The organism is Pseudomonas azadiae, assembly GCF_019145355.1.
GTDB lineage: Bacteria > Pseudomonadota > Gammaproteobacteria > Pseudomonadales > Pseudomonadaceae > Aquipseudomonas > Aquipseudomonas azadiae.
In genome coordinates this window covers 1,003,568-1,016,222 of the sequence record NZ_JAHSTY010000001.1, presented here as the reverse complement: position 1 = coordinate 1,016,222, position 12,655 = coordinate 1,003,568, and the positions used below count along the sequence as shown (strand labels likewise).

The 12,655-nt window shown below is 61.7% G+C and carries 13 protein-coding genes; all 13 read left to right on the top strand.

The annotated features are described in order from the left end of the window. The first annotated feature begins 11 nt into the window (after positions 1-11). The 13 genes from fleN (at position 12) to KVG91_RS04410 (ending at position 12,650) form a co-directional block, all read left to right on the top strand. Positions 12-845 carry a flagellar synthesis regulator FleN gene (gene fleN / locus KVG91_RS04470; protein ID WP_003192912.1) on the top strand — a complete coding sequence of 278 codons (834 nt, stop codon included), beginning with the start codon at positions 12-14 and terminating at the stop codon, positions 843-845. Further along, positions 842-1,582: an RNA polymerase sigma factor FliA gene (fliA, locus tag KVG91_RS04465; RefSeq protein WP_015885174.1), complete on the top strand. Its 741-nt coding sequence runs from the start codon at positions 842-844 to the stop codon at positions 1,580-1,582. The genes fleN and fliA overlap by 4 nt, the downstream gene beginning before the upstream one ends. A 169-nt stretch (positions 1,583-1,751) precedes the next feature. Beyond that, positions 1,752-2,126 carry a chemotaxis response regulator CheY gene (locus KVG91_RS04460; RefSeq protein WP_015885173.1) on the top strand — a complete coding sequence of 125 codons (375 nt, stop codon included), beginning with the start codon at positions 1,752-1,754 and terminating at the stop codon, positions 2,124-2,126. Positions 2,127-2,144: 18 nt separating this feature from the next. Continuing rightward, complete coding sequence (locus tag KVG91_RS04455; RefSeq protein ID WP_025855886.1) at positions 2,145-2,933, top strand: protein phosphatase CheZ; 789 nt, start codon at positions 2,145-2,147, stop codon at positions 2,931-2,933. 11 nt (positions 2,934-2,944) lie between these two features. After that, positions 2,945-5,167 (top strand): chemotaxis protein CheA, encoded by a 2,223-nt coding sequence (locus KVG91_RS04450; protein ID WP_169378041.1) that lies wholly within the window; start codon positions 2,945-2,947, stop codon positions 5,165-5,167. A gap of 48 nt (positions 5,168-5,215) precedes the next feature. Then, on the top strand, positions 5,216-6,352 hold the full coding sequence (locus KVG91_RS04445) for a protein-glutamate methylesterase/protein-glutamine glutaminase (RefSeq protein ID WP_169378042.1): 1,137 nt from the start codon (positions 5,216-5,218) through the stop codon (positions 6,350-6,352). After that, the gene (locus KVG91_RS04440) at positions 6,352-7,092 is read left to right on the top strand and encodes a flagellar motor protein (protein ID WP_169378043.1); all 741 of its coding nucleotides are present in this window, start codon (positions 6,352-6,354) and stop codon (positions 7,090-7,092) included. The genes KVG91_RS04445 and KVG91_RS04440 overlap by 1 nt, the downstream gene beginning before the upstream one ends. A gap of 151 nt (positions 7,093-7,243) precedes the next feature. Beyond that, positions 7,244-8,131: a flagellar motor protein MotD gene (motD, locus tag KVG91_RS04435; protein ID WP_169378044.1), complete on the top strand. Its 888-nt coding sequence runs from the start codon at positions 7,244-7,246 to the stop codon at positions 8,129-8,131. A gap of 51 nt (positions 8,132-8,182) precedes the next feature. Further along, positions 8,183-8,971, top strand: a complete 789-nt coding sequence (locus KVG91_RS04430; RefSeq protein WP_169378045.1) for a ParA family protein — start codon at positions 8,183-8,185, stop codon at positions 8,969-8,971. After that, positions 8,971-9,762 (top strand): CheW domain-containing protein, encoded by a 792-nt coding sequence (locus tag KVG91_RS04425; RefSeq protein ID WP_169378046.1) that lies wholly within the window; start codon positions 8,971-8,973, stop codon positions 9,760-9,762. The genes KVG91_RS04430 and KVG91_RS04425 overlap by 1 nt, the downstream gene beginning before the upstream one ends. An 80-nt stretch (positions 9,763-9,842) precedes the next feature. Further along, positions 9,843-10,325 carry a chemotaxis protein CheW gene (locus KVG91_RS04420; protein WP_010564003.1) on the top strand — a complete coding sequence of 161 codons (483 nt, stop codon included), beginning with the start codon at positions 9,843-9,845 and terminating at the stop codon, positions 10,323-10,325. Beyond that, on the top strand, positions 10,326-10,718 hold the full coding sequence (locus KVG91_RS04415) for a DUF2802 domain-containing protein (RefSeq protein ID WP_169378047.1): 393 nt from the start codon (positions 10,326-10,328) through the stop codon (positions 10,716-10,718). 186 nt (positions 10,719-10,904) lie between these two features. Continuing rightward, the gene (locus tag KVG91_RS04410; RefSeq protein ID WP_225926947.1) at positions 10,905-12,650 is read left to right on the top strand and encodes a ShlB/FhaC/HecB family hemolysin secretion/activation protein; all 1,746 of its coding nucleotides are present in this window, start codon (positions 10,905-10,907) and stop codon (positions 12,648-12,650) included. Positions 12,651-12,655: the final 5 nt, after the last annotated feature.

The following is a 12,655-nucleotide window of genomic DNA, read 5'->3' as shown; positions in this document are numbered from 1 at the left end:
AAAGAAATAAAATGGGCAGCATGCATCCCGTACAGGTGATCGCGGTGACCGGCGGCAAAGGTGGCGTCGGGAAAACTAACGTGTCAGTGAATTTGTCCCTGGCCCTGGCAGAGCTTGGCCGCCGCGTCATGCTGCTGGATGCTGACCTGGGGCTGGCGAACGTCGACGTTCTGCTGGGGCTGACGCCCAAGCACACCCTCGCCGACGTGATCGAGGGCCGTTGCGAGCTGCGCGACGTGCTGTTGCAGGGCCCGGGTGGCATCCGCATCGTGCCGGCCGCCTCCGGCACCCAGAGCATGGTGCACCTGAGCCCGGCGCAGCATGCCGGCCTGATCCAGGCGTTCAGTGATATCGGCGACAACCTCGACGTGCTGGTGATCGACACCGCCGCCGGGATCGGCGAGTCCGTGGTCAGCTTTGTGCGCGCCGCGCAGGAAGTGTTGCTGGTGGTCTGCGATGAACCCACCTCGATCACCGACGCCTACGCCCTGATCAAACTGCTTAACCGTGACTACGGCATGAACCGCTTCCGCGTCCTGGCCAACATGGCCCAGAGCCCGCAGGAAGGGCGCAACCTGTTCGCCAAGTTGACCAAGGTCACGGACCGCTTTCTCGATGTCGCCTTACAATACGTTGGCGCAGTTCCCTACGACGAGTGTGTGCGCAAGGCTGTGCAAAAGCAGCGTGCGGTCTACGAAGCGTTCCCTCGTTCCAAATGCGCCTTGGCGTTCAAGGCTATTGCCCAGAAGGTCGATACCTGGCCGTTGCCCGCCAATCCGCGGGGGCATCTGGAGTTTTTCGTCGAGCGATTGGTGCATCAGACGAGCGCAGGACCGGTGCTATGACAGCGAACGGCTACAACGCCTACAAGAAATCCGCCCGTGACAGCCAGGGCGAGTTGATCGAGCGCTACGCGCCCTTGGTCAAGCGCATTGCCTATCACCTGTTGGCACGCCTGCCCGCGAGCGTCCAGGTCGAAGACTTGATCCAGGCCGGCATGATCGGCCTGCTCGAAGTGTCGACCAAATATGACGCGAGCAAGGGCGCCAGTTTCGAGACGTATGCGGGGATCCGTATCCGTGGCGCGATGCTCGACGAGGTGCGCAAGGGTGATTGGGCGCCGCGTTCGGTGCACCGCAATACGCGCATGGTCAGTGACGCAATTCGCGCAATTGAAGCAAAAACCGGTCGCGACGCTAAAGATCACGAAGTTGCGGCCGAACTCCAATTGAGTCTCGACGATTATTACGGGATTTTGAACGATACCTTGGGCAGCCGCCTGTTCAGTTTCGACGACCTGTTGCAGGACGGCGAGCATGAAGGGCTGCACGAGGACGGCGCGAGCGCTCATATGGAGCCATCGCGCGACCTGGAAGATGAACGCTTCCAGGGAGCGTTGGCGGACGCGATTGCCAATTTGCCGGAGCGTGAGCGGCTGGTGTTGGCGCTGTACTACGACGAAGAGCTGAACCTTAAGGAAATCGGTGAGGTCCTGGGGGTCAGCGAATCGCGGGTCAGCCAGTTGCATAGCCAGTGCGCAGCCCGCTTGCGGGGGCGTTTGGGAGAGTGGCGAGCGCGCTGACAGGCAGTGTGGGGGGCACTGCAGACGATACCGCGAGGGCGCCGAGCCTTCGCGGGTTCGGCCCGTGGAGCCCCCGGCAGTCCTTTTTGTGTAATGCCTGTTGATTGAAATGGCGCGTCCAGGTGCTGGGCGCGTTTAAGACTGCTTGGAGGTCGAATTGGACAAGAACATGAAAATCCTCATCGTTGATGACTTCTCAACGATGCGGCGGATCATAAAAAACCTGTTGCGTGACCTTGGGTTCACTAACACGGTCGAGGCGGACGACGGCATTACGGCGATTCCGATCCTCAACAGCGGGAGCATCGACTTTCTGGTAACGGACTGGAACATGCCTGGCATGACCGGTATCGACTTGCTGCGCCACGTGCGCGCCGACGAAAAACTGCGCAGCCTTCCCGTGTTGATGGTAACCGCCGAAGCCAAGCGTGAGCAGATCATCGAAGCCGCCCAAGCCGGGGTAAACGGTTACGTGGTCAAGCCATTCACTGCATTGGCCTTGAAAGAGAAGATCGAAAAAATCTTCGAACGCATCCACGGCTAATGCCATCGCGGGGGAGCTATGGAGCATAAAGAAACGTCACAGGGCGACTTTGAGTCGACCCTGAAAAAGCATGCTCACCAGTTGGTCGACAGCCTTGAAAAAGGCCAGTTCGGCGACGCGGTGCAGTTAATCCATGAGCTCAACCAGACCCGTGACCGCGGCCTGTACCAGGAAGTGGGCAAGCTCACGCGCGAGCTGCACAGTGCGATCGTCAATTTCCAGATTGACCCGCATATGCCCCAGGCCGAAGAAATCTCGCAAATCACCGATGCCACCGAACGCCTGTCCTATGTGGTCAGGCTGACCGAGGCGGCGGCCAACCGCACCATGGACCTGGTGGAAAACGCCACGCCCCTGGTCAATGGCATGGCCACCGAAGCCCAGGCGCTCAGCGTTGACTGGGGCCGCTTCATGCGCCGCGAAGTCGGGGCTGAAGAATTTCGTGAATTGGCGCGTCGGGTCGAAGGGTTCTTGTCACGCAGCGAGCAGGAAAACCGCACGGTTTCCAGCAACCTCAACGACATTCTGCTCGCCCAGGATTACCAGGACCTCACCGGCCAGGTGATCAAACGTGTGACCCAATTGGTCACCGAAGTGGAAAGCAACTTGCTCAAATTAGTGCTGATGGCAGGCCAGGTCGACCGCTTTGCAGGCATCGAACATGACCGCGAAGCGATCCTCTCGGAAAAAGATCCACAAAAACATCTCGCCAAGGGTGAAGGTCCGCAGATTCATGCCGATAAACGTGAAGACGTTGTATCGGGTCAAGATGATGTCGATGACCTGTTATCCAGTTTAGGCTTCTAAGGAGCACACCCATGAGCTTCGGCGCCGATGAAGAAATCCTTCAGGATTTCCTTGTAGAGGCCGGCGAAATTTTAGAGCAACTGTCCGAACAACTGGTCGAGCTGGAAAGCCGACCGGATGATGCGAACCTGCTCAATGCAATTTTTCGCGGTTTTCACACTGTAAAAGGGGGCGCCGGCTTCCTCCAGCTCCATGAGCTGGTGGAGTGCTGCCACATCGCCGAGAACGTGTTCGACATCCTGCGCAAGGGTGAGCGTCAGGTTGACTCGGAATTGATGGACGTGATTCTCGAAGCACTGGATGCGGTCAACGGCATGTTCAGCCAAGTGCGTGAACGTGCACCGGTTACCGCCGCCACCCCGGAACTGCTGGCCGCCCTGGCGCGCTATGCAGAGCCTGCCGATGTGTCCGCGGCGCCGGTGGCGCAAGCCGAGCCCGAGCCTGTAGTGCAAGCCGAGCCGGATGTGACCGACAGTGAGTTCGAGCAACTGCTCAACTCCCTCAGCGCAGTGAAGGCCGAGGCAGAAGCACCGGCCGCCGTTGCGCCGGCCGCGGCACCGACCAGCGAAGACATCTCCGACGCAGAGTTCGAATCCCTGCTCGACCAGTTGCACGGCAAAGGCCAGTTTGCGGCCGACGCCGTGGCACCTGCGGCTGCCGCTGCCGCCGCTGCGGATGCGCCGGCCGCCAAGGCCAGCACCGACATTACCGATGACGAATTCGAAGCCTTGCTCGACCAACTGCATGGCAAGGGCACTTTCGTGGCCGACGCCTTGCCGAAGGTCGCCGCCACGGCTGCTAGTGCCACTGCTGCAGCGCCTGCCGCTGCCGGTGCCGCCCCGGCTGGCGATGGCCTGATTTCGGATCATGAGTTCGAGTCGCTGCTGGACGAATTGCACGGCAAGGGCAAGTTCAGCGAAGTGGCCCCGGCCGCTACAGCCGCACCGGTTGCCGCCAAAGCGGCCGCCCCGGCGCCGGTGGCCAAGCCTGCGCCAGCGCCTGCGGCCGCACCTGCTCCGGCGCGTGCCGCCGCGGCACCGGTGGCCGACAAGCCCGCCACTGAAGCCGAAACCACCGTGCGGGTTGATACCGCGCGCCTGGACGACATCATGAACATGGTCGGCGAGCTGGTACTGGTGCGTAACCGCCTGGTGCGACTGGGCCTGAGCAGCGGCGATGAAGCCATGCAAAAGGCCGTGTCGAACCTCGACGTGGTCACCGCCGACCTGCAGACCGCCGTGATGAAAACGCGGATGCAGCCGATCAAGAAAGTCTTCGGCCGCTTCCCGCGCCTGGTTCGCGACCTGGCGCGCCAGCTCAAGAAAGAGATCAACCTGGAGCTGGTGGGCGAAGAAACCGACCTCGACAAAAACCTGGTCGAGGCCCTGGCCGACCCGCTGGTCCACTTGGTGCGCAACGCCGTCGACCACGGCGTGGAAACCCCGGAAGAACGCGAAGCCTCGGGCAAGTCCCGTGGCGGCAAGGTGATCCTGGCGGCGGAGCAAGAGGGCGACCACATCCTGCTGTCGATCACCGATGACGGCAAAGGCATGGACCCGGCCATTCTGCGCAATATCGCCGTCAAGCGTGGCGTGATGGACAAGGACGCCGCCGACCGCCTGACCGACACCGAGTGCTACAACCTGATCTTCGCCCCAGGCTTCTCGACCAAGACCGAGATTTCCGACGTGTCGGGCCGTGGTGTGGGCATGGACGTGGTGAAGACCAAGATCAGCCAGCTCAACGGCTCGATCAATATCTACTCGACCAAGGGCCAGGGCTCGAAGATCGTCATCAAGGTGCCGTTGACCCTGGCGATCATGCCGACCCTGATGGTGATGCTGGGCAACCAGGCTTTCGCTTTCCCGCTGGTCAACGTCAACGAGATCTTCCACCTCGACCTGTCGCGCACCAACGTGGTGGACGGCCAGGAAGTGGTGATCGTGCGCGACAAGGCATTGCCGCTGTTCTACCTCAAGCGCTGGCTGGTCGCCTCGGCTGCCCATGAAGAGCAGCGCGAGGGCCATGTGGTGATTCTCTCCGTGGGCACTCAGCGTATCGGCTTTGTCGTCGATCAACTGGTGGGCCAGGAAGAAGTGGTCATCAAGCCTTTGGGCAAAATGCTGCAGGGAACCCCGGGCATGTCGGGCGCGACCATCACCGGTGACGGTCGGATCGCGCTGATTCTCGATGTTCCGAGCATGCTCAAGCGTTACGCCGCTCGGCGTATTTGATTCTGGTGGGTCAGGGCGGTATTGCCCGCCCCACCTAACGGAGTGTTTATGGCAGTCAAGGTCCTGGTGGTGGACGATTCGGGCTTCTTCCGCCGACGCGTCTCGGAAATTCTCTCCGCCGATCCAACGATCCAGGTGGTCGGCACGGCCACCAACGGCAAAGAGGCGATTGATCAAGCCATTGCATTGAAGCCCGATGTAATCACCATGGACTACGAGATGCCGATGATGGATGGCATCACGGCAGTTCGGCACATCATGCAGCGCTGCCCGACCCCGGTGTTGATGTTCTCCTCGCTGACCCACGAAGGCGCCCGGGTGACCCTGGATGCGCTGGACGCCGGCGCGGTGGACTTCCTGCCGAAGAATTTCGAAGACATCTCGCGCAACCCCGACAAGGTCAAACAGATGCTGTGCGAGAAGGTGCACAGCATTTCGCGCAGTAACCGCCGCAGCCTGTTCAGCGCGCCGACGCCCGCCGCAACCCCAGTGCCAGCGCCTGCTCCAGCGGCCTCGACGAGTGCTTATGCACGTCCCGCCCCGGCGCCGATTGCGCGGCCGGCGGCGACCGCGCCTGTGCGTACCGCCGCGCCTGCTGCTCATTCGCCCGCGCCCAAGCGCAAAGCCTACAAGCTGGTCGCCATCGGCACGTCCACCGGCGGCCCGGTGGCCCTGCAACGCGTCTTGACTCAGCTGCCGGCCAACTTTCCGGCGCCGATCGTGTTGATCCAGCATATGCCCGCCGCGTTCACCAAGGCTTTCGCCGAGCGCCTGGACAAGCTGTGCCGCATCAGCGTCAAGGAAGCCGAGGATGGCGACATCCTGCGTCCCGGCCTGGCGCTGCTGGCGCCGGGTGGCAAGCAAATGATGGTGGATGGTCGTGGCGCGATCAAAATCCTGCCCGGCGATGAACGCCTGAACTATAAGCCGTGCGTGGACATCACGTTCGGGTCGGCGGCCAAGTCCTACGGCGACAAAGTTCTGGCGGTGGTGCTCACCGGCATGGGCGCCGACGGCCGGGAAGGCGCGCGCCTGCTCAAGCAGGGCGGCAGCGCCATCTGGGCCCAGGACGAAGCCAGCTGCGTGATTTATGGCATGCCCATGGCCATCGTCAAGGCTGACCTGGCCGACGCCGTCTACAGCCTGGATGACATCGGCAAGCACCTGGTGGAGGCCTGCCTCTGATGGATGTACTGAGCCTGATCGGCATCATCATGGCGTTTGTCGCGATCATCGGCGGCAACTACCTCGAAGGCGGCCACCTCGGCGCCCTGGCCAACGGCCCGGCGGCGCTGATCGTGATCGGCGGCACCGTGGGCGCGGCGTTGCTGCAGGCGCCGATGAGTTCGTTCAAGCGGGCGATGCAGATCCTCATCTGGATCATCTTTCCACCCCGTGTCGATTTGGCCGGCGGCATCGACCGCGTGGTCAACTGGAGCCTCACCGCACGCAAGGAAGGCCTGCTGGGCCTGGAAGGCGTGGCCGATGCCGAGCCGGACAGCTACGCGCGCAAGGGCCTGCAATTGCTGGTGGACGGCGCCGAGCCGGAAGCGATCCGCAGCATCCTGGAGGTGGACTTCTACACCCAGGAAAGCCGCGACATCAACGCCGCCAAAGTCTATGAAAGCATGGGCGGCTACGCGCCGACCATCGGCATTATCGGTGCGGTCATGGGCCTGATCCACGTGATGGGCAACCTGGCCGACCCTTCGCAATTGGGCAGCGGGATTGCCGTGGCGTTCGTCGCCACCATCTACGGCGTGGCCAGTGCCAACCTGGTGTTGTTGCCGGTGGCCAGCAAGCTCAAGTCGATTGCCATGCGCCAGTCCCGTTATCGCGAAATGTTGCTCGAAGGCATCCTGTCGATTGCCGAGGGCGAGAACCCGCGTTCCATCGAATTGAAGCTCCAGGGCTTCATGGACTGATGGCCATGAACCTCTGCTTCCCTGTAGGAGCGAGCTTGCTCGCGAAAATCGTCAACGATAACGCGGGTATCCTGAATAAACGCGTTGCTCTCGGGTTTTTCGCGAGCAAGCTCGCTCCTACAGGTGATTCGTTTTGTGGAGGTAATTGCCTGTGAGCCGTCGCCGTCGCGAACCTGAAGAACACGTCAACCACGAACGCTGGCTGGTGTCCTATGCCGACTTCATTACCTTGCTGTTTGCGTTTTTCGTGGTGATGTACTCCATCTCTTCGGTGAACGAAGGCAAGTACAAAGTCATTTCCGAGGCGCTGATCGGGGTGTTTTCCGATTCTGATCGCGCGCTCAAGCCAATCCCGATTGGCGACGAGCGACCCAAGACCGTGACCCCGGCCAAGCCGCTGGTCAACGACAGCGACGAAACCGCCGCCGGCGTCGGGGGCACCAGCGATCCGCTCAAAAGCATCGCCGATGACATCAGCGCTGCGTTTGGCGATTTGATCAGCTCCAACCAGATGACCGTGCGCGGCAACGAGTTGTGGGTGGAGATCGAGCTCAATTCCAGCCTGCTGTTCGCCAGCGCCGATGCGATGCCCAGTGACCAGGCGTTCACCATCATCGATAAGGTCGCGGCGATTCTGCAGCCGTTCGAGAACCCGATCCATGTTGAAGGCTTTACCGACAATGTTCCGATCAGCACCGCGCAGTACCCGACCAACTGGGAACTGTCGTCGGCCCGCGCCGCGAGCATCGTGCGCATGCTGGCGATGCAGGGCATCAACCCGGGTCGCCTGGCGTCGGTGGGGTATGGGGAGTTCCAGCCGGTGGCCAATAACGCCACGCTGGAAGGTCGCTCACGCAACCGCCGGGTCGTGCTGGTGGTGTCACGCAACCTGGAAGTGCGCCGCAGCCTGACGGGCACCGGCACCGCCAACGCAACACCGGATGCGGCCTTGAAGCGGGCTGGCACACAAACTGCACCGGCCCTTGTAAAGCCGCCGGTTCGTCAGAGTGCCGTCAATTCTCCGTCGCCGGCTCAATAACCTTATGCAATGTCTCGGTCGCGCGTGTGCCTGCCGGGAGGAATCAACCGAATGAGAGTCTGGGCAGTTGCCAATCAAAAAGGTGGAGTCGGCAAGACCACCACCTCCATCGCCTTAGCCGGTTTGCTGGCCGAGGCGGGCAAGCGTGTGGTCGTGGTGGACCTGGACCCTCACGGCTCCATGACCAGCTATTTCGGCTACGACCCGGACGCGCTGGAACACAGCAACTATGACCTGTTCCTGCACAAAGGCAGCGTGCCGGCCGATTTGCCTGGGCAACTGCTGTTGCCCACCAGCCACGAGCGCATTTTCCTGCTGCCGTCCAGCACCGCCCTGGCCACCCTTGAGCGCCAGTCGCCGGGGCAGAGCGGCCTGGGCCTGGTGATCGCCAAGACCCTGGCGCAGCTGTGGCAGGACTTCGACTACGCGATCATCGACAGCCCGCCATTGCTTGGCGTGTTGATGGTCAACGCCTTGGCGGCGAGCCAACAGTTGGTGATCCCGGTGCAGACCGAGCACCTGGCGGTCAAAGGCCTGGAGCGGATGGTCAGTACGCTGGCGATGATCAATCGCTCACGCAAACAGCCATTGCCCTACAGCATCGTGCCGACTTTGTTCGACCGCCGCACCCAGGCTTCGCTCGGCACGTTGCGGGTACTGCGCGACGCCTACCCGCAGAGCATCTGGAATGGCTACATCCCGGTGGACACGCGCCTGCGTGACGCCAGCCGCGCAGGGCTTACGCCGTCGCAGTTCGACGGCAAGAGCCGTGGTGTGCAGGCCTACCGCGTGTTGCTCAAGCATTTGCTGTCGCAGCAGCTTGTGGCGCAGGTGGCGTGATGAATCGGCCTACCGAACTCAAGACCCGGCCGCAACTGGCACTGGAATCCTACCTGGATGCCTTGTTGCAGGAAGCGACCGCGGAAGAACTGCCGGAAGCGATTCTGGTGCTGGAGCCGGCCGTGGAGCCTGCAAGCACGCTGGATGAATTCCAGCTGGCGGTGCTCGAAGAGCAGGCGCGTGATGCGCAGGTGGTGGTGCCGATCACACCGGTTGTGACCGCGCCTGCCGTGGTTGCCCCGGTGATGGTCGAGCCGCTGGTGCAAGTGCACCTGCCGCCGAGCATCACGCCGCCGCCGGTGACGGGCGATGGTCGCCCGAGCTGGGCGGCCGAGCCGTTCGAATGCCTGCTGTTCGACGTCGCCGGGTTGACCCTGGCGGTGCCGCTGGTGTGCCTGGGCTCGATCTATTCGCTCGAAGGCCAGGAACTGACGCCGCTGTTCGGGCAACCGGAGTGGTTCCTCGGCATCCTGCCCAGCCAGGCCGGCAATTTGAAAGTCCTCGATACCGCGCGCTGGGTCATGCCCGACCGCTACCGCGACGACTTCCGCCAAGGCTTGCAATACGTAATCTCGGTGCAGGGCTACGAGTGGGGGCTGGCGGTGCATCAAGTCAGCCGCTCGTTGCGCCTGGACCCGAACGAAATCAAATGGCGCAGCCACCGGGGCCAACGGCCTTGGCTGGCGGGCACCGTGATCGAACACATGTGCGCGTTGCTCGACGTCGCCGAACTGGCCGAGTTGATCGCCAGCGGTGCGGTCAAGACGATGCCGGTGGCCAAACGCAGTTGATTGAACAATAAGGGCCGCACGCGAGTGCGGTCAAAGAAGCACACACGCCGTGTCGAACGGTATTTGAAGGGGTCAGAGAAATGAACAAGTCAGCGTCCGCACAAGGTTTGGATGATCCGATCCTGCAATGGGTTACCTTCAAACTGGACAACGAGTCCTATGGCATTAACGTGATGCGCGTGCAGGAAGTGCTGCGCTACACCGAGATCGCGCCGGTACCGGGTGCGCCCAGCTACGTGCTGGGTATCATCAACCTGCGCGGCAACGTGGTGACAGTCATCGACACCCGCCAGCGTTTCGGGCTGGTACCGACCGAAGTCAACGACAACACCCGTATCGTCATCATCGAAGCCGACAAGCAAGTGGTCGGGATCATGGTCGACAGCGTGGCGGAAGTGGTCTACCTGCGCCAGTCGGAAGTGGAAACCGCGCCGAACGTGGGTAACGAAGAATCCGCCAAGTTCATCCAGGGCGTGTGCAACAAGAACGGCGAACTGCTGATTCTGGTTGAGCTGGACAAGATGATGAGCGAAGAAGAATGGTCGGAACTGGAGAGCATCTGATTGTTTCTTGAGGCCGTGGTAATTGTCCTGGCCCTGTTGTGGGCCGGGACCTTGGCATTCCTGCTGCGCCATGTGCGCCAGCAGCGCGAATTATTGCTGCAGCAGGCCGAGCGTGACGCCGTGCGTGACCGGCGCATTCTCGAGTTGCTCAAGCGTGTGGATCATTACCAGCAGAGTGCGGTGAAGGTCGGTGACGAAGTGCATGAACTGCGCGCCATTCTCGCGCCGTTGCCGGATAAGCTGGCGCAGATCGAGCAGCGTGATCCTTCGAGCGTGTCGTTCGCCCAGGCTGCCAAGCTGGTGGGGATGGGAGCTACGGTGGATGAGCTGACGCAGTCGTGTGGGTTGACCCAGGCCGAGGCGCAGTTGATGAGTAAGTTGCATAAAAGTTGATCAGCCGCCGGTTCGCTGAACAACGTGTCAAACCCTTGAGCCAGAGCCTTCCCGCTCGACCCTGAGGGTGCTGAACGCTGCTGCTTTTGCGGATCATGTCACAATGCTATGTTTTTCATGGCACTTATTCGTCTTTGTGGTGACCAAGCCTGCGCATGTAGGAAGTTTCACTTACAAGGATGCGAAATGTCTTTCGACGCGTTACCAAAAACAAAGCCGTCTGTTTTGCTGCATTCCTGCGTAGCCACCGGTATCACGTTCGGTCTGCTCGCCAGCGTTGCTGCGCTGGCGGCCGAGCCTGTAGCGCCCGCTCAACAACTACTCCTGCAGCAACAGCGTGAGCGTGCGCAGCGCGAACAGTTGGAGCCTTCGCCGGATGTACGTCTGCAAGCGCCGCAAGACACTGACGGCAGCCTGCGGTTGTCGCGCACTGAATCGCCCTGCTTCAAGATAAACCGCGTGATCCTCACCGGCGACCAGGCCGAAGATTTCCAGTGGGCCCTGCGCGCCGCCAACCCGTCGAATGATCCGGTGCAAGGGCGTTGCATCGGTGCCGGCGGCATAAATCTGACGATGAAGCGTATCCAGAACGCAATTATCGCCAAGGGCTTCATCACCACCCGCGTACTGGCCCAAGCCCAGGACCTGAACCAGGGCACCCTGTCGCTGGTACTGGTACCCGGCCGCATCAAGCAAATCCGCTTCGCCGAAGGCACCTCCTCACGCGCCAATTACTGGAACGCGATGCCCGCGTCCGCCGGCGACGTGCTTAACCTGCGCGATATCGAGCAGGCACTGGAGAACTTCAAGCGTGTGCCCACCGCCGAAGCCGATGTGCAGATCAAACCGGCCGAGGGCGAGGATGCGAAGCCTGGGGAGAGCGACGTGGTGATCGCTTGGAAGCAGGCCATTCCGGTACGGGTCAGCCTGTCGGTGGACGACTCCGGCAGCAAGCAAACCGGTAAATACCAAGGCAACGTCGCCTTGTCGCTGGACAACCTGGCGACGCTCAACGACCTGTTCTATATCAGTTTCAACCATGACTTGGGCGGCGGCGAAAGCGGCGACCGCGGCTCCAAGGGACATACCGTGCATTACTCGGTGCCCTATGACTATTGGCAGTTGAGCCTCACCTCCAGCGAATACGACTACCACCAGACGATTGCCGGTGCCAACCAGACTTACTCCTACCAGGGCCGTAGCCGCACCAATGAGATCCAGGTCTCGCGGGTGATCTACCGCGATGCCGTGCGTAAGACCAGTGTGTCCTTCGGCGGTTGGAGCCGCACCTCCAGCAATTTTATCGAAGACACGGAAATCGAGTTGCAGCGTCGGCGCATGGCCGGCTGGCAGGCCGGGATCAACCACCGTGAATTCATCGGTGTCAGTACCCTCGATTTGGGCGTGGGCTATCGCCGCGGCACCGGGGCCCGCGATGCGTTGCGCGCACCGGAAGAAGACACCGGCGAGGGCACCTCTCGCTCCCAGATCATTTCTGCCAACGCGCAATTGCAAGTGCCATTTACCCTGGCCAGCCAACGTCTGCGCTATGTCGCCGGCTGGCGCGGGCAATGGAACCGCACGGCGCTGATCCCGCAGGACCGGTTTTCGATCGGCGGACGTTACACCGTGCGTGGTTTCGACGGCGAGCAGATCCTCTCGGCCGAACGGGGTTGGACGTTCAGCAACGACCTGGGCCTGAGCCTGGCCAACACTGGCCAGGAACTTTACCTGGGCGTGGACTATGGCGAAGTCGGCGGGCATTCCACCCAGTACCTTTCGGGCCGGCGCCTGGCGGGGGCGGTGGTGGGTCTGCGCGGCGGCTACAAACAGTTTTCCTATGACATTTATACCGGCAAGCCCCTGGAGAAACCCAAGGGCTTCCAGACCGCCGACGTAACCAGTGGCTTCAGCGCCAACTGGTCCTTTTGAAGGAG

Excerpts from the sequence above, each read along its gene's own strand:
- KVG91_RS04440 (WP_169378043.1), top strand. The coding sequence starts at position 6,352 with ATGGATGTACTGAGCCTGATCGGCATCATCATGGCGTTTGTCGCGATC.
- KVG91_RS04450 (WP_169378041.1), top strand. The coding sequence starts at position 2,945 with ATGAGCTTCGGCGCCGATGAAGAAATCCTTCAGGATTTCCTTGTAGAG.
- KVG91_RS04455 (WP_025855886.1), top strand. The coding sequence starts at position 2,145 with ATGGAGCATAAAGAAACGTCACAGGGCGACTTTGAGTCGACCCTGAAA.
- fliA (WP_015885174.1), top strand. The coding sequence starts at position 842 with ATGACAGCGAACGGCTACAACGCCTACAAGAAATCCGCCCGTGACAGC.
- KVG91_RS04445 (WP_169378042.1), top strand. The coding sequence starts at position 5,216 with ATGGCAGTCAAGGTCCTGGTGGTGGACGATTCGGGCTTCTTCCGCCGA.
- KVG91_RS04410 (WP_225926947.1), top strand. The coding sequence starts at position 10,905 with ATGTCTTTCGACGCGTTACCAAAAACAAAGCCGTCTGTTTTGCTGCAT.
- fleN (WP_003192912.1), top strand. The coding sequence starts at position 12 with ATGGGCAGCATGCATCCCGTACAGGTGATCGCGGTGACCGGCGGCAAA.
- KVG91_RS04430 (WP_169378045.1), top strand. The coding sequence starts at position 8,183 with ATGAGAGTCTGGGCAGTTGCCAATCAAAAAGGTGGAGTCGGCAAGACC.
- KVG91_RS04420 (WP_010564003.1), top strand. The coding sequence starts at position 9,843 with ATGAACAAGTCAGCGTCCGCACAAGGTTTGGATGATCCGATCCTGCAA.
- KVG91_RS04425 (WP_169378046.1), top strand. The coding sequence starts at position 8,971 with ATGAATCGGCCTACCGAACTCAAGACCCGGCCGCAACTGGCACTGGAA.
- KVG91_RS04460 (WP_015885173.1), top strand. The coding sequence starts at position 1,752 with ATGAAAATCCTCATCGTTGATGACTTCTCAACGATGCGGCGGATCATA.